This is a genomic window from Asaia sp. W19, from assembly GCF_003994335.1.
Classification (GTDB): domain Bacteria; phylum Pseudomonadota; class Alphaproteobacteria; order Acetobacterales; family Acetobacteraceae; genus Asaia.
This window is the reverse complement of the sequence record NZ_PNQZ01000015.1, coordinates 1-14,720: the sequence shown is the minus strand read 5'-3', so window position 1 is coordinate 14,720 and position 14,720 is coordinate 1. Positions and strand designations below refer to the sequence as shown.

The 14,720-nt window shown below is 57.5% G+C and carries 24 protein-coding genes; 13 read left to right on the top strand and 11 right to left on the bottom strand.

The features are described from left to right. Positions 1–172: 172 nt before the first annotated feature. A complete protein-coding gene (locus C0V97_RS03625; protein WP_127100816.1) occupies positions 173–646 on the bottom strand; it encodes a hypothetical protein in 474 nt (157 codons plus the stop codon). Between the two features lie 296 nt (positions 647–942). Here C0V97_RS03625 and C0V97_RS03620 point away from each other — a divergent pair, with 296 nt between their 5' ends. Both C0V97_RS03620 and C0V97_RS03615 read left to right on the top strand, forming a co-directional pair. Then, entirely contained in the window at positions 943–1,623 is a 681-nt protein-coding gene (locus tag C0V97_RS03620; protein ID WP_127100814.1) for a hypothetical protein, read from the top strand. Positions 1,624–2,731: 1,108 nt separating this feature from the next. Continuing rightward, positions 2,732–2,971 carry a hypothetical protein gene (locus C0V97_RS03615; protein ID WP_127100812.1) on the top strand — a complete coding sequence of 80 codons (240 nt, stop codon included), beginning with the start codon at positions 2,732–2,734 and terminating at the stop codon, positions 2,969–2,971. 525 nt (positions 2,972–3,496) lie between these two features. Here C0V97_RS03615 and C0V97_RS03610 read toward each other — a convergent pair. The 7 genes from C0V97_RS03610 to C0V97_RS18270 form a co-directional block, all read right to left on the bottom strand. Further along, positions 3,497–4,336: a hypothetical protein gene (locus tag C0V97_RS03610; protein ID WP_127100810.1), complete on the bottom strand. Its 840-nt coding sequence runs from the start codon at positions 4,334–4,336 to the stop codon at positions 3,497–3,499. Continuing rightward, positions 4,333–5,202: a helix-turn-helix domain-containing protein gene (locus tag C0V97_RS03605; RefSeq protein ID WP_127100808.1), complete on the bottom strand. Its 870-nt coding sequence runs from the start codon at positions 5,200–5,202 to the stop codon at positions 4,333–4,335. Before C0V97_RS03605 ends, C0V97_RS03610 begins: the two co-directional genes overlap by 4 nt. Then, entirely contained in the window at positions 5,199–5,525 is a 327-nt protein-coding gene (locus C0V97_RS03600; RefSeq protein WP_233581953.1) for a hypothetical protein, read from the bottom strand. The genes C0V97_RS03605 and C0V97_RS03600 overlap by 4 nt, the downstream gene beginning before the upstream one ends. Positions 5,526–5,608: 83 nt before the next feature. Further along, entirely contained in the window at positions 5,609–5,818 is a 210-nt protein-coding gene (locus C0V97_RS03595) for a hypothetical protein (protein WP_127100804.1), read from the bottom strand. Continuing rightward, positions 5,812–6,084 carry a DUF2312 domain-containing protein gene (locus C0V97_RS03590; RefSeq protein WP_062164662.1) on the bottom strand — a complete coding sequence of 91 codons (273 nt, stop codon included), beginning with the start codon at positions 6,082–6,084 and terminating at the stop codon, positions 5,812–5,814. The genes C0V97_RS03595 and C0V97_RS03590 overlap by 7 nt, the downstream gene beginning before the upstream one ends. Next, positions 6,077–6,295, bottom strand: a complete 219-nt coding sequence (locus tag C0V97_RS03585) for a hypothetical protein (RefSeq protein WP_062164661.1) — start codon at positions 6,293–6,295, stop codon at positions 6,077–6,079. The genes C0V97_RS03590 and C0V97_RS03585 overlap by 8 nt, the downstream gene beginning before the upstream one ends. A gap of 109 nt (positions 6,296–6,404) precedes the next feature. Continuing rightward, positions 6,405–6,734 (bottom strand): hypothetical protein, encoded by a 330-nt coding sequence (locus C0V97_RS18270; protein WP_158625326.1) that lies wholly within the window; start codon positions 6,732–6,734, stop codon positions 6,405–6,407. 114 nt (positions 6,735–6,848) lie between these two features. Between C0V97_RS18270 and C0V97_RS03575 the strand changes: the two genes are divergently transcribed. Beyond that, positions 6,849–7,064, top strand: a complete 216-nt coding sequence (locus C0V97_RS03575) for a hypothetical protein (protein ID WP_127100800.1) — start codon at positions 6,849–6,851, stop codon at positions 7,062–7,064. A gap of 5 nt (positions 7,065–7,069) precedes the next feature. Here C0V97_RS03575 and C0V97_RS03570 read toward each other — a convergent pair whose 3' ends face one another. The 3 genes from C0V97_RS03570 to C0V97_RS18855 form a co-directional block, all read right to left on the bottom strand. Beyond that, positions 7,070–7,657, bottom strand: coding sequence for a sigma factor-like helix-turn-helix DNA-binding protein (locus C0V97_RS03570; protein ID WP_158625325.1), 588 nt, complete (start codon positions 7,655–7,657; stop codon positions 7,070–7,072). Positions 7,658–7,757: 100 nt separating this feature from the next. Continuing rightward, positions 7,758–8,240 carry a hypothetical protein gene (locus tag C0V97_RS18265; RefSeq protein ID WP_158625324.1) on the bottom strand — a complete coding sequence of 161 codons (483 nt, stop codon included), beginning with the start codon at positions 8,238–8,240 and terminating at the stop codon, positions 7,758–7,760. A 103-nt stretch (positions 8,241–8,343) separates the two neighbouring features. Continuing rightward, positions 8,344–8,565: a carph-isopro domain-containing protein gene (locus C0V97_RS18855; RefSeq protein ID WP_370264958.1), complete on the bottom strand. Its 222-nt coding sequence runs from the start codon at positions 8,563–8,565 to the stop codon at positions 8,344–8,346. A gap of 84 nt (positions 8,566–8,649) precedes the next feature. On the opposite strand from C0V97_RS18855, the gene C0V97_RS03565 reads away from it, so the two are divergent. The 10 genes from C0V97_RS03565 to C0V97_RS03520 all read left to right on the top strand — a co-directional run. Next, complete coding sequence (locus C0V97_RS03565; RefSeq protein ID WP_127100796.1) at positions 8,650–9,399, top strand: S24 family peptidase; 750 nt, start codon at positions 8,650–8,652, stop codon at positions 9,397–9,399. Between the two features lie 580 nt (positions 9,400–9,979). Then, a complete protein-coding gene (locus C0V97_RS03560) occupies positions 9,980–10,777 on the top strand; it encodes a DUF1828 domain-containing protein (protein ID WP_127100794.1) in 798 nt (265 codons plus the stop codon). A gap of 120 nt (positions 10,778–10,897) precedes the next feature. Continuing rightward, the gene (locus C0V97_RS03555; protein ID WP_127100792.1) at positions 10,898–11,230 is read left to right on the top strand and encodes a hypothetical protein; all 333 of its coding nucleotides are present in this window, start codon (positions 10,898–10,900) and stop codon (positions 11,228–11,230) included. After that, positions 11,227–11,418 (top strand): hypothetical protein, encoded by a 192-nt coding sequence (locus C0V97_RS03550; RefSeq protein WP_127100790.1) that lies wholly within the window; start codon positions 11,227–11,229, stop codon positions 11,416–11,418. Before C0V97_RS03555 ends, C0V97_RS03550 begins: the two co-directional genes overlap by 4 nt. Before the next feature lie 80 nt (positions 11,419–11,498). Further along, positions 11,499–11,777 (top strand): hypothetical protein, encoded by a 279-nt coding sequence (locus tag C0V97_RS03545; RefSeq protein WP_127100788.1) that lies wholly within the window; start codon positions 11,499–11,501, stop codon positions 11,775–11,777. After that, a complete protein-coding gene (locus C0V97_RS03540; RefSeq protein WP_127100786.1) occupies positions 11,777–12,010 on the top strand; it encodes a hypothetical protein in 234 nt (77 codons plus the stop codon). Before C0V97_RS03545 ends, C0V97_RS03540 begins: the two co-directional genes overlap by 1 nt. A gap of 169 nt (positions 12,011–12,179) precedes the next feature. Beyond that, entirely contained in the window at positions 12,180–12,491 is a 312-nt protein-coding gene (locus tag C0V97_RS03535; RefSeq protein ID WP_127100784.1) for a hypothetical protein, read from the top strand. Beyond that, positions 12,488–13,423: a YqaJ viral recombinase family protein gene (locus C0V97_RS03530; RefSeq protein ID WP_127100782.1), complete on the top strand. Its 936-nt coding sequence runs from the start codon at positions 12,488–12,490 to the stop codon at positions 13,421–13,423. The genes C0V97_RS03535 and C0V97_RS03530 overlap by 4 nt, the downstream gene beginning before the upstream one ends. Before the next feature lie 50 nt (positions 13,424–13,473). Beyond that, positions 13,474–14,205 (top strand): recombinase RecT, encoded by a 732-nt coding sequence (locus C0V97_RS03525; protein WP_158625323.1) that lies wholly within the window; start codon positions 13,474–13,476, stop codon positions 14,203–14,205. Then, the coding region (locus C0V97_RS03520) for a 3'-5' exonuclease (protein WP_233581952.1) at positions 14,202–14,720 on the top strand (519 nt) is incomplete at its 3' end. The genes C0V97_RS03525 and C0V97_RS03520, both read left to right, overlap by 4 nt.

The following is a 14,720-nucleotide window of genomic DNA, read 5'->3' as shown; positions in this document are numbered from 1 at the left end:
CGATTTCGCAGAGAACAGCGGTATTAGAGCCCAGCCCAACCAAGAAAAACCGAACCGCGCCGAACTGCACAATATCGCCCACCGACAATCGCGTTGATTGTGGGAGCATTGTGAACCGCGCAGATTTAGGGATTTATCCGATATTATCCGTCTGCATGGCCATTGTACAGCGTTATCTGCGCGCCTGTTCCTTGCGCTGCTTCTGAAGGCGACAGGCTGATTTGTAGGCGCTTGGCAGAATTTGCAGCAGCACGACAGCGCGTTCCCGGATGGCCTTCTCGGCGCTCGTTTTGCTACGTGCAGGAAACTTCTCACGCGCAATCGAGGCGAAAGACTGGTCGAGAGAAAGGAGCCGGACGAGCATATCGTGCGCATCATCCCCCAGGTTGTCGCGCACCAAACCCACCCGTTCACTGGCGATGCCGCGTGACGTGGCGAAAGTAATGGCATCGCCGCGAATGTAATCGCTCGGCAGCGGATTGTGCATGGCGTCGGTGTAGCCATAAACGCCAAATTGGTAATCGCTCAACCAGCGCTCAGCCAAGGTTTCGGCCTCAGCATCGAGCTCGCCGGCCTTACGCAGGGTCAGGAGGTGGTTGCATCGCGAGCGCTTGCCGATAGGGCCTTGGTAATCGTCCTTGCCCACGCGCTCCATCGTTGCGACGAGCCCCGTTTCGAGTCTCGGAGCCGACGGGCGCTTGGCCGCTTTCGGTCTCGCCATTTGAGCAACAGTTTCGTGGATTTTCGGGGCTGTCGTCATGATTAAAATATATCAAAATAGGCTGAGTTGGTACAGAGAAAATGGAGGCAATTGTGATGGGCCTTATTATATTTTGTGTATCATCATTTCGGTCGGTTCCAGCGATCAAATAAGTCGCGACGGGATAAATTGGGGTCTGCTTTTGAGTGATATCAAGCAGTACAATGGTATGGAGACTATGTATGGATTACTACAGAACTATAATTGCAGCGGCGGCTCTGTATGCGTGGTACGATGGCATGAGAGAGCTTTTAGAAGTAAACGAAAGTTCTATGAAGTTTGGGAGGGCTGTACGCGTACTTATACAGGTGGCGTATAGTTTTTATATTTTATGTCTAATCTACAAAAATTTTATAGAAAAATACTGGATAGAATACGGGATTTCAAATTGCATATACATTACCATAGTAATATTATTTCTTACACTAATTACCTCAAGCTGCGTTTTCCATAATAATTTGGCATACGATGGTGAACCTGTGCGCACGCCTGCCACGAAGGAGAAGGAGAAGGAGAAGGAGAAGGAGAAGGAGAAGGAGAATCATCCCACATGGAAACATTATCTGAAACGCATACTCGAAGGGTTGCACAACAGACCATTTATGTCGCTGGAGGAAAGGGACAGGACGCCAAGTTGTGGCGAGAGGTATCTCGCCGCCTCAGTCAACAAAGTCCGGCAATTACTTGCCATCGCCGTCGCGATAATTGCGCCTCTTGCTGGATTCCATGAATGTAGCGAATTGCTCTTTCCCGATAAAAAGTCTGAATCAGGCGCTGTATCAACGGGGACCCCTACTATGGTTTGCGAACACAAAAACTTGGTAAGATCCACGAAGGTGGAACGGGCAATCCCTGTGCAGTAGTTGAGCCGACGCCACTCTTGCGGATGAAATCGCGTAGGAGTGGTTAAATTTTCCGACTGCCACAAGCGCCGAAATAGTCCGCCTTTGCCTCGCGTTCGGGTGTCGGTCCAAGCGGCTCTACAGACCGAGCGATGAACGTCCTTTCGTCCAGCTTGGGCTTGGACATTTCGGAGATCGTTGCTGCGATTTCGGGGGATATGGCCATACCCCGATTATCGCCAACCCCGCCCTCTAGGTACACAGGAAATTACAGCCGTCAGTTGTTGGGAAATCAGTGAGCTGACCGCGATTTATGCATCCTGACGAGTTTGCCGAGCAGCACGAAGATGCACAACACAGCCATGATGTCTGCAACCAACTGAGCGTGATCCTGCAGGGCGCATGTTCCTTGTAGATCGAGGAATTGCAGCACGAAAAATGCTACCCACGCGCACGCAGTGGCGGCGAAAATTGATTTCGATATCGTCATGGGTGGGCGCTTACATCGAATTGTAACTTTGCGAAAGAGCATGATTACGATTCGATAACAATTCATCAAACTTTCTTGTTCGTGCCTCCCCATTGCGGGACGTGTATCGCGGCTAACCACTTGCCATAGATATGCTCATATGGTGATCCCCCCCGAGCATCGGACCAAGAAATGTCTACGATCTTGCAGAGCTTGCGGTCTCGAGCCTCTAGTCGCGGTACGCTCAAGACTACGTCGCAATGCAAGTTACCGCTACATGCGGTTATGAACCGGTCTCTGAATTCTTCGGGAATGTCGGCGATTTCAAATCGCCTACCGCCGCCGTTCTCCTCGCAATAGCTTTCAAGGGCGACGACATGACAATGGGCCTCATGTAGAGATACTTGCGCGATATTCCGGTCTTGTTTGTGACAACCTGCAAGGATTGATAATAATAACGACAGTGCAATAATATTGTATCTAGACATGATAGGTCTCGCTGAATTAAACTCCGTAGGTGATGTCGAAAAGGTTAAGGAATCGTTTTTGCGCAAGCGCCAGAGGAGACAAGTAGCGCCTCCCCGCAACATCTCTCTACGCTCGAATTTACTTAACACTCGCATAACGGATCATTAACCGTACTTGCGTTAGCCTCGATGCATGGATGAGTTCGAGAGCCGGATCGCAGAGTTGAAAGCCTTAAACGCCGTTGCGGAGGCCTTGCAGCTCTATCAATCGCTCATTCTTGCGCGGACATGGTGCGGAAGCGCTTTGACCTTGGATGATGATGAACCGTCAGTCACGGGAACCTGGTGTTATGTGACCCAAGATGCGGGTGAGCTACCGACTTCGGTCTGGCGCTTCAACCAGAACGATGAATGCTTTGGCGCAAGAGCTTGAAACCTGATCTGCGCCCCGTACAGCCCGTACCAATTTCAGCCGGTGAGTTTATCGTCTCACAATTTGCGCTACGCTCATCCCCGATCTGCCCCGGCTCATTACTGCCCGTGCATTCAAAGCCATGCCACTCATGGTGGGGACATCGCTTGTTGCCGCACCGTTCGCAGCCATAGCGCCAGCCTGGTTTTGATGGTCCCGGGAACCCCGGACGGGAGGACTGGCACCGATCACATCCGCACCCTTGGACAATCCTCGACGTATGCGCCTCACTGGCCGTTCCGACGTTTCCGCTCCGAGTGGGTGTAAAATCCCCCACACAGCCCTCAGCGGCCCGCATTTTGGCTCCTAGCGTGTACCAGGCGTAAGTCAGCATCTCGAATTCCGTCGCCGGTTTGCCGCAAGTCTGCGTGATGGAGACGGAAACCCCAATCGGCCAGTCAGCGGAATTCGTCGTTTCGCTCATGCCCGATCCTACCACACCCCGAGTCCCGTTTGTACTGAAATCGCCCGGATTTGCTGGGTTTTTCATGCCTGCACCTCGCACGTCATGAACCGTTCAGCCGCCTCGAACCGGCGCTGCATTTCCTCGACCCGCTCTTGCGTCACGGCCAGCAAATCCCCGTCGAGGTTCGGCAGATCGGCTTTCAGCGCATCGAGCAGGGCCCAGCCGGTCAGACCCTCAGCGCCGGGTGGTGTGTAGGTGCCATGTTTGCGGATCTTCGCTTCGTGGGCTTCGCGTTTGGCTACCTCGGCCCGGCGAGCCGCCATCATCGCAGCCACGGCCTCGCGCTCGGCATCGGTCGGGCGAGGGCGTTCCGGCTCTCGAGCCTCCTGACGCGACACGATGCGGACATGCGCCACCTTGTCGCACAGAGGCGCAGCCACCTCGTCCAGCAACTCCGCAAGCTCAGCGACCGAGGGGAAGAACTTAAACCGGCGTTGGGCCATTCGCAGCGTGGCGGGCGTCCAGACAATGGCGGGCGTTCCCTCGAGTGCGACCTCGAGTGCGGCCTTGCGCATGTCCAGCGCGTCCATTTCCTGCGGCCGGGCGACAGAAGCATTGAGGATGTCGAGGAACCGATCGATCTCAGCGCGCAGCCGATCGGCCGGCAGAGGGTCGAGAGCACGCTCGAGGTCGGGAAGAATGCGCCGTGCTTCAGCAATCACCGCACCGGACGGCGGCACTCGAGGGCCAGCCGCAATGACCATACCGGGAGCGGGCTCGCCGCCGTTCAGTCTGGCCTCTCTCTCGCTTGCCGTCTCACGCTGCCCGAAGAACGAAACGTTCGTGCCGCTGATTGCCGTCTCGAGCGCATGGCTCAGGGCCGGGACGCGCTGCCCGGCATAGGTTGCCAGATCGGTCATGAGCGCCACCCCGCCATTTTCTCGCGCATCCGCTCGGCTTGCTGCGACAGTGGGTCTCTCGGCTTCGCAAACGCCGGTCGCGCTGCTACCTGCCCCTTCGGCCCGAATACGCCCTTCCAACCGTTCATGGTCGAAGTGTCGAGGATGCCGCGAATGTCATGCCCTGCGACGTGGAACCGCTCGAGTTCGTTGATAATCTTCCGCAGGGCATAGGCCGTTCGGGGCGCCTTCTTCCGGTCGCGCATCTCAAGGTATCCGGTCCATGCGTCCAGAGGCACGAAGTCGGGGATGCGGATCGTCTCGGACCCGCCCGCCGATCGGAAGGTCATGTCCCTCTCATCCTTCACCACGCGGACCACCGGAGCATCGGATGGGGGCTTAGGGGGTAATGATGGTTCTTGATGGTTCTTGATGGTTCTGTGGTTAGGAATCTCGTTCCGGTTGAGTGGAACCAAATTCCTATCTTTAGGAATCTCGTTCCGGTCGAAGTTAGGAATCTCGTTCCGATTTTTAGGAATCTCGTTCCGATTTGCTCCGTCAGAAATGGCCCGTTTTTTGCTTGTTGAGGCGCATTCCGACGCGACGATTTTCGTCATCTCTGGCGTCATTTCGGTCACATCCAACGATAGGGAAATTTGTCCGCGGCGGCCTTTGCCACCGTCTGTTTTGATCAGTCCCGAAGCGCGCAATCCGTGCATGACATAGCGAACGGTGCGGTCGGTCAGACCGGTCATCTCGGCAATACGAGACTGCGCAGGCCAGCAATCGCCGTCTTCGTCCGCATGGTCAGCCAGCGCGACGAGAACGAGTTTGACCGTGGACGGGACGCCCAGTGACCACGCCCATTTGACGGCGCGTATGCTCATCCCACCACCTCGCGAATGGTCACGACCGTGCGCTGTTCGGCGCGCTTGCACTTGATGCCGATGACCTCGATTTCGGCGTACTGCGGCGCGTCGTCGATGATGAAGCCCAGGCCGCGCTTGTTCTTCGTGCGCGGACGAGCGCCCTCAGTGCGGACGTTGAGCCGGCGCGGCGTCGTCAGGCTGTCGATCAGGAACTTTGCACCGCCTTGGAGGCCGTCATTATCCGGCGAACCCACGGAGTATCGCTCAATCACGACATGCGCCTTGCTGAACGGCTCAGGAGGCCGCAGACCCGCTGACGCCATAGCGACAGACCGGGCCATCTTCCGGCGCATTCCAGTAAGCGTAAAACGGCTCTGCCCAATGCTGTGATTGAGCAGCGGGAAGGGCGCGGGGAGGGTGAAGGTTATTTCTCGCATGGCGCAAACCTCCCAGCCCGGTCCCGCTCCCGTTTCAGGACGCGGTTCTCCGCTTTGAGGGTGGCGATTTCCTTATCCTTGGCGGCCATCAGGGCCAGTGTGCGGGCAGGTTCAGCCTTGGCCTCCCAGAGCAGGACGCGCAGGCGCTCGTTCTCGGCTTCCAGGCGGCGGAGACGGGGGAAGAGGAAATCTAGCATCCCAATGCCCTCCGATATGTGTCGAGCAGATGCTCTGCTTCCTGCACGTCCTTAGGATCCGCATTCATGATGCGAATGACCTGCTTGATCGTCTTGGGGCAGTAACCAGCGCTCTTGGCCTCGGACATGATGTCCTTCTGGTCGCCGCGCAGGGCCTTAACCTCTTCCTCAAGCCGGATATGCCGCTCGATAATGGAGCGCAGACGATCCGCAGCGACCCCGCCTTCTTGGGCGCGTGAATTGTGATCGTTCGGGAACTCAGACATTCTGGCCTCGCATCGGAATGGCAATTTTCTGGACAGCAAAGCCAAGCGCGTTCGCCATGGTGTCTGGCATTTCACGCTTCTGGCTCAGGACTTCGGAGACGGTCGATTTGTGGAAGCCGTGCCGGTCAGCCCAGCGCGAAAGGCTTCCTTCCATTTCGATCTGATCGGCCAAGTAATTTCGCAGGTTTGCGAACGGGAGCGGCTGGGTCATTTCTGAAGCTCCTTCCGCGCAGCCTCGAGCGCCCGCTTGTAGCGATCGACCTCAGCCAGCGCCCAAGCCTCAAAGGCATCCCAGTCTTTCCAGACGATCCGCAGAAACGTCAGTCGGTATGAAGGTGGAGGGCCTGCATCTCTACCGATGCCAAACCGACCGACCTTGATTTTGAACCAAGGCATAATTCTTGCTCCCGCGCCGCACGGCGCTCAGCAACGAGGCGCTCCACCTCGTCGGCTATGGATGAACACGAGGCCATCAGTTCGATCAGTGCTTCCGCATCGGGAGCATTGCGATCTGACAGCCAGTTACGAGCCGCCCTGGGTGACTTTTTCGACGCCCGGGCGAGCATTTCTGCTGCAAAGCGAAAGGGCATGAACTCGCGCTTGATCGCATCGAGCAGCCGATCGCGAACGGGGATGGTCGCAGCCATCATTCGCGGAAACTTTGGGTCAACAGTTGGCATTTTTGGGCAGCGAAATGCCCCAACCTTGCACATGTTTTTCCTCCATCATCTGCCTTGTCACGAGCAGTTTGAGGGAGTTCAGAATTGGACGACGACACCACCACCCACGAGCACGACAAGCCACTGGTTGAGGCAGATGCGAGAAGGTTCACGCAGCGGTTGGATACGCCCGTGATCGCTCTCGACATTCTGCGCGCCGCCCGGCTCTGGTCGGTGCTGCACCCGCACGCTACGGGCCAGACGCGCCAACGTCTTGTTGAGCAGTTTGCGGCTGCGGTGGGGGTCGTGGTTGTCATTTGATGGGGTCAGAGGGCGCGCATGTTCTGCGTCAGTTTCAGGGCTTCGAAATAGGGAATTCCAAGCCCGAGCGCGCCCCAGCTTACATCAGACCCGGCTGACTCTGGCCCCCTTGTGTTGAGGGTGGAGGCAGGGACCTCTACAGGGAGCCGCGGCTGCCCAGGCGCCGGAACCTCGCGCTTCTTCGCCCGATTGACCTTCGCAGAGACGGCCTTGACCGAAATGCCGCAGCGCGCAGCAATCTCGCTGTACGACAGCCCATTCCGGAAAAGCGCAAGCATCTCCTCCGGAGACGTGCTGCACGGGTCGTTGGCGGCAGGAATGCGTGCGTTGAGCAGTCCATGCTTGATGGCCGCATTCAGGAGGCTCGACTGTTTCCGCCCGATCTCTTTGGCCGCCGCAGTCTGAGACGCGCCCTTGTTCACCAGAACGAGGAAGCGCTCAGCCTCATCCTTCGTGACCATACGATCGCCGGAGGTTTCCTGCGCCGCGCAGAACGCACGACAGAACCGGCGCTTCTGCCAACTCCATTTCGTGATGTGATCCTCGCGCATGATGAGGGCGCCGCAATAGGCGCAGGGCTTCGTATCGCTCATTTCTGGCCTCCCTTGCGTTCGAGGCGGCTTGCAATGCTCTGCAGGTCGAGCGCGGAGACGGTGCCGGTCAGAGAGAAGGGTGGCTTGGCGGCTGGGGCGCTCATGGGCGTTCCCCTTCCTTTGTGTCGCGGAACACCGACACGTTTGCTGCGTAGTTAAGCAGAAGAGCATCATCAGTGTGCGAGGGAGTCGGAAGCTCCCCCACGCTTTCACCATCTGCACAACCAGAAGATGAGGCCATATGAGTGAACTGCCGAACACGAGAGAGGCTCTGATCTGGCGCCTTATGACGACGATCGCCTCGGTTGAGGGAAAACATGCGTCTAGCCATTTTAGTGGATGTGACCGGGCTTACCTGTCCGAGCTTTTTCGGCATACGAGAGACCTCGTAGACGGCCCGAAGAAAAAAGGACCTGGCGAACCGCTTGGGGACGCACAACCAGCCAATCCCAAGGGATGGATGACCCGTTAACCACTCATCCAAGGCGGAAGCACATTCCAGGGTTCGTGATAGTCCTTCGCGGGTCACGTCGCGGATCTTGCAGGTGCAGTGCAGGGCAATGATGCGGGTGATCATGCTCATGGGCGTTCCTCCGAGCTTGCAGCCCGCGTCACGCCGGACGCCCAGACGAGCAGGCGAATGGCAGCGCAGGCGGGAATGATGATTTCGAGGAAGTGCAGGAGGCTCATGGGCGGGCCTCCGTAGGGGTGCGGTCAGCGCCTACGAGATCCGCAGCGTTTATTTCGATCCCGGCATGTCGAGCCTTCTCGAGAATTTCTCCCTGATAGCGAGCAGGAATGAACCCTGAACCTTTCCATGACTGGACAGTCGAGGGCGGCTTATCGAGCAGTTTGGCCGCAGCGCGCGTGCCACCTAGTCGAGTTATGATATCGGTAGCGATTGTCATGTGCGGAATGTGCGCCATGTCCGCACATATAGCAAGCGGAATTTCCGCACTGACTGCTGTGCGTTTTTGTCGCACGATGCGCCCATGACAGACGAACTACCGCGCCTCAAGCTCAAAGCTCTCCGCAACCGCGCTGGGTGGACTGTAAGGGCTTTTGCCGATGCTATGGGATACGGCGAGAAGCAGTCCTCTTATCGAACCTATGAGGACACCTATAAGAAGCCGTTCCTTCCGATCGACTTCGTAGAGAAGGCCGTGCCTTTGCTTGTAGATAGAGGTGAACCGCCTATCGAACTACGAGAGGTATGGGAACTTGCTGGTGTTTTCCCAGGCGAGATGGGAATTCGCGAAGGCATCGAGCGCGCCAAACGGGTAGAGGCCGTCACGCACGCAATGCAAGGCACTGTAGTCGTCAATGAATACGACATCTCTCCGCAGGCCGGAGCCGGCGCGTTAATCGACGAGAGCGCAGGAGACGGTGAAGGGCATGCCCCTGTGGCATCGTGGGCAATGCCAAAAGGGTTTCTCGAAAACTATCTTCCGGATACGTCCGGGTTGGCAGTGGTCAGGGTGATCGGCAACTCGATGGAACCTGATTTCCTCCCCAGCGAACGAGTTCTGGTCGATACCCGTCACCGGCAACTCAGTCATGATGGAGTCTATGTTCTATGGAATGGGCATGGCGTAGTGATCAAGCAGCTTCAACTGGTCCCCAACTCAGCCCCAGAGCGCGTGCGTATCATCAGCGTGAATCCGACATATCCAAGCGACGAGGTGGATCTTGCTGATATTCACATCAATGGTCGCGTGGTCGGAAAATGGCTGTGGAAGTGACGCGAGAACATTTCAAGCGCGGGAACATTGCGGTTTGGTGAGGATATGAGGATGAATGGGGAGCTTTTGCTATGGAGGTATTAGGTCGGGTGCGGAGGCTAATCGGCGAACCCAAGTTTTATACCGATGCCGCTCAGTCATGGTCAATTGACCCCGCCCCGTCCCGTTACACGCCATTTACTCGGTCAATGAGGTTGCCCAGCGTTGATTGGACATGGCGTGCCCTGCGTTGCGCGAGCACTGGGAACGATTACGTCCTTCTATGTCGGGTGAACATGCGCGTCGGAAACTATCAGGCATGGCTTCTAATGGAAGTTGCAGGGGGTCTAACGCTTATGAGTAGACTTGAAGACCATGGCAGTCATCCTGGGTTGCACATCCACTCTGCGTGCGGGGATGAGATCCCAGAGGCAGGAACTGACTCCATAAGGTCGGCGCCAACCGGTCAAAAACTTTTTAAGGTCCCCAATCGTGGGGGGAGGAGAACCGTTCAAGGCGAGACATTATCATTGTTCTGGAATACCGCCTGCAAGATCTATAGAATCTCGCCGCGTAACACATCGCAGGGAGAGCTAGAGGTATGAATGCTGAGTACCTCAAGAAGGAGCTATGCCGAGCATTTTGCTCCGAACTCTCTGTCCATGAAGTGCCTGCGGGCTTGGCTTTTAGCGGCCTGTTTGAAGACCTGAACGGCGATAGAGTCTCCGGCTACCTCATTCGGGATCGCGAAAATCCTTATCTCACTGATGACGGATCATTCCTCAGTGACCTAGAGTCGGTTGGCATCGATACCTTGGGGGGAACTCGAGCCAAATTCTTGGCGAGTGTACTAGCGACCGGGAATGCCTTCGTCGATCACAGCACCATGACAATAAGAACCCCCGACCTCGACAGCGAACCTTCACCGCTCGAGATCACACGCTTCCTCTCTGCCCTCGTCAGGGCGCAAGATGTTGCTTTCTGGAGCAAAGAGCGGGTCAAGAGCACCTTCGCCGAGGACTTTTACAACGCCCTTGATGCGCGTGTCTCGAGCCGTGCGAGGCTCAGGCGAAATGCTACGATTAACGATAGCCTCATGGATTTCCCGGCGGATATCCTTCTTGAGCCTTATAATGGAGGCATTCCTGTCGCCATGTTCCTGGCTCAAACGGTCGAGCGGTTGAACGAGGCGACCCTACTGGCTCAAGAAATGAGGATACGCGGAGAGCGGGCTGCTAAGATAGCTGCCGTCAGCGACACAGGCGATGGACTCAGCTTTGCAAATCGCAAGGTGGCGAGGGCGCTAAACAGGATCGAAGGGCTTATTGTATACCGACAAGATGAAGAAGCGGCCCTCGACCGCATTGTGCGCTTGGCGGAATTGCCGGTAGCTGCTTAGCTACACTCCCGAAGCCCGGCCCAGCCGGGTTTCTTTTTGTGCGCGATGTGCGGAAAAAACGCTTGACCAACGTGCGGAAACGACGCGCATTGACCCCATCACCACCGATGGGGAAGCCAGATGGCAACCGTAAGCTTCGATATATCATTCGCAGATCAGACGACGATCAACGTCATCGCGGGTAAGGCGATTGACCTGATCCTCGAATTTGGAACAGGGGAAAATTCCCCTGATCCTCTAGATATCATTATGGATATCGCTGCCACCCATGCGAACGGAACGCCACTTCGGCTTTCAGACATGGCTGCAGCGGATGGCTATGATCTTCTCCATGACATTGCTGGGATCAGGAAGCATCTCGACCGCGAAACGGGAAAGCTAACCGGCCATTTTCGCCCGCGCTTCGCTGCGCCAAACGATGCCCTGATCGCCGAAGCGCAGGGGGCGAAATGATGGCCAACGATAAAGCCGACGCCTTCAATGACGCATTCGAAGAGGCATCCCGCGACGAATACGAGAGCGTATCGGTCGATCGCGCAAAGCACACCTGTTCCTACCTGGAAGACCTCGTGAGCGAGGACGAAGAGATTGCCTCGTTCACAGTCGCCGAGATCATCGAGCACCTGAACCGCTGTCTCTGACCCCGCTTGACGCGACCCCGGTACGCCGGGGCCGAACAAGCCGGGTTTCCGGCCAGTGTTTCCAGTGATGGAGAGAGAAGATGGCATATCCAGACGGAATGCAGTTCCGGAGCAGCGATATCCGCAGCCCGTATCATCGCGCCAATGCGATGAGCAACTATCAGGCGGCGGTCAGCCAGGACGCAGAGATCGCAGACGAGATCCGCGAACTGATCACGCGTACAGAGCAGCAGGTGAACGCCAAGCTGTCCCGCGTGAATGACCGGGGCGCGTTCGATACGGACGAGCTCGATTGCCTGTTCTGTCGCCTTGGTGAGGCGCTGCCGAACCGTGCCGTTCTCGAGCAGAGGGCAGGGTGATGGGCAACGGGATTTACGCGCCGTTCCTGATGGACGTGCATGACAGGCTCATGGCCTCCGCCGAGCTGCACATCAAAGCCGCAGAGGCATTGCAGGATACTGACAAAGACGCAGCCGATACCCTGATACGCCAAGCGTACGGAGACCGATCTGCGGCCAAGTCGTTGCGCTGGTCAGTGGAGAGCTTCGGGGTAACGGCAAGTGTGCCGGTTGTGCAGGAGGCCGCACAATGACGCCCGCGCAGCACGACCTCGCCAGGGCGAATGCAGTCCTCAAGCACCTACGCAACGAAGCCTGGGGGCTCGATGCGACCCCGCTCCGCAAGAGCCTCATCCAGCAGTGGGAGGCTCAGCGGACTGAGGCCGATCGACGGATGATTTCTGAATTGTGGGGGGAACGCTCATGAGCGGGAAATGGACGCCGGGGCCTTGGGTGGTCAATATGGTTTACCCACAATCCGAACAAGCAAAAGAGTGGCTTTTCACGATTGACGGCCCGTCTGACACCACACCGATAGTTCCGTATGACGGATACGGAATGGAGGCTACGCCAGAAGATGCCCGCCTGATCGCCGCCTCGCCGGAACTGGCCGAGGTTCTGGATGCGATGGTCGAACGCTTCGGGCATGACATCTTCACGATGTCCCCGGAGGATCGCGATCTCCTGACGCGCGCCGTTAGCGTGCTCGCCAAGGCGAAGGGAGAGGGGGCGTGAGCGAAGTCCTCACAATCACCGGCGAGGAATGGCACGCCCTGCGCGCAAGGCATGTCGGAGGCTCCGAGATCGCAGCCCTGTTCGACGCGCAGCCTGATTACGCACTGGGCCTGCATGGACTCTGGCTCGTCAAATCCGGTCGTGCACCCGCTCCGGAAGTCGATAATCCGCGCACGCGCTGGGGCACCCGCCTGGAAGAGGCAATCGCGTATGGTTGCGCCGAACAGGAAGGCTGGAAGATCCGCAAAGGTGGCCATTTCACCGATCTGTCGTGTCGCGGGCTGGGTGCTACGCTCGATTTTGTCATTGAGGGCGGCGAAGAAGGGCGATCCACACCGGGCGCTCTTGAGATCAAGAACGTCGATTACCGAGTGCATAAGCAGTCATGGGTCGATGGTGAGCCGCCGCTGCATATCCTGTTGCAGCTTCAGCACCAGCTTGCCTGCTCGGGATTTACCTGGGGTGCGGTCGGGGAGTTGATCGGCGGGAATGACCTGCGCATCTACCGCTATGAGGCGCGTACCAAGCTGATTGCCAAAATCCGGCAAAAGGTCGCAGCATTCTGGAAATCGATAGATGAGGGCAATGAGCCGCCGGTCGATAATTCGACCCAGACGGGAGCGATCCTTCGCGCCATGAATTCGCCCGTTCGCGACGAGATTGCGGACATGGAAGGCGACAACGAACTGCCGGAGATCTGCTCAGGCCTGCTCCACGCAGCGGCCAAGCGCAAGGAGATCGAACGCGAAGAGCAGGGCTTCAAAAATCGCCTGATTGAGAAGCTGGGCACGGCCAAGAAGGCCAGGAGCCAAGGCTTTTTCATCAGCACCGTAGTCACACCAGAAAAGGCGCCGCGCGCTGCCCTGCCGGGAGAAATGATCCCGGGCCGGAAGGAAGCGCGCCGCTACGAGATCAAGGAAGCAAACGCATGAGCAATGCCCTCGCAACCCCCACTGAGAAGCTGCGTACCCAGATTACGAGCATGACGGGCGAGTTTCGCAACGCGCTTCCGTCGCACATCAAGCCTGAGAAATTTCAGCGCGTCGTGATGACCGTTGTGCAGCAAAATCAGGGGTTGATGAACGCCGACCGCAAATCTTTGCTCGCATCGTGCCTGAAGTGTGCGGCGGACGGACTGATCCCAGATGGGCGCGAAGCCGCGCTCGTGATGTTTGGGCAGCAGGTCCAGTATATGCCGATGCTGGCCGGTATTCAGAAGCGCATCCGCAACAGCGGTGAGATCGCAAGCATTCAGGCACATGTCATCTACGAGAACGATCACTTCATCTGGCACCAGGGCATAGATGCGAGCATCGAGCACCGTCCGCTTTTTCCCGGCGATCGCGGAAAGGCAATCGGCGCCTATGCTGTAGCCAAGTTCAAAGACGGCAGTGACCCGCAGTTCGAGGTCATGGATGTAGCCGCGATCGAAAAGGTTCGCGCAGTCAGCCGCGCCGGCAAGAGCGGGCCTTGGGTTCAGTGGTGGGACGAGATGGCCCGCAAGACAGTGTTTCGTCGTCTCTCCAAGTGGTTGCCGATGGATACCGAGGCCGAGGACCTTATGCGCCGGGACGACGAGAACGATGCACAGGATGTCGCTGCGCCGACGATCCGGGTTGAGGCGGAAGCGCCTTCCAAGCTCGACGCGCTCGAGCATGATGACGATGGAGTTGTACTCGAGGAAACCCGCGAATTGGAAGGATCAGCAGCGTGAGTATCCTCTTCTTCGACACCGAAACCACGGGGCTGCCGAACTATGGCCTCCCCACCAACCACGAGGACCAGCCGCATGTCGTTCAGCTTGCGGCCATCCTGACGGATGAGCGAGGCGAAGAGCAGGCGCAGTTGAGCGTCATCATCAAGCCTGACGGATGGGTGATCCCTGAAGGCGCAGCCAGGGTGCACGGCATCACGACAGAGAAGGCGAGCCGATACGGTATCCGCGAAGTGGTCGCAGCCGGGGCGATGTATGATCTGTGCTGCGCTGCCGATACGATCGTAGCGCACAACATCAAGTTTGACCGGCAGATTGTCGGCACGATGTTCGCGCGCGCTGGGCGTGGTTGGAAGCTGCCCGAGCGGCAGGCCTGCACGATGATGAACGCCTCACCGATCGTGAACCTGCCCCCGACCGAGCGAATGATTGCTGCAGGGTATGGCGACAAGCCCAAAGCGCCGAGCCTGGCCGAATGCATCCGCCATTTCTATGGCGAAGAACTGGACGGCGCT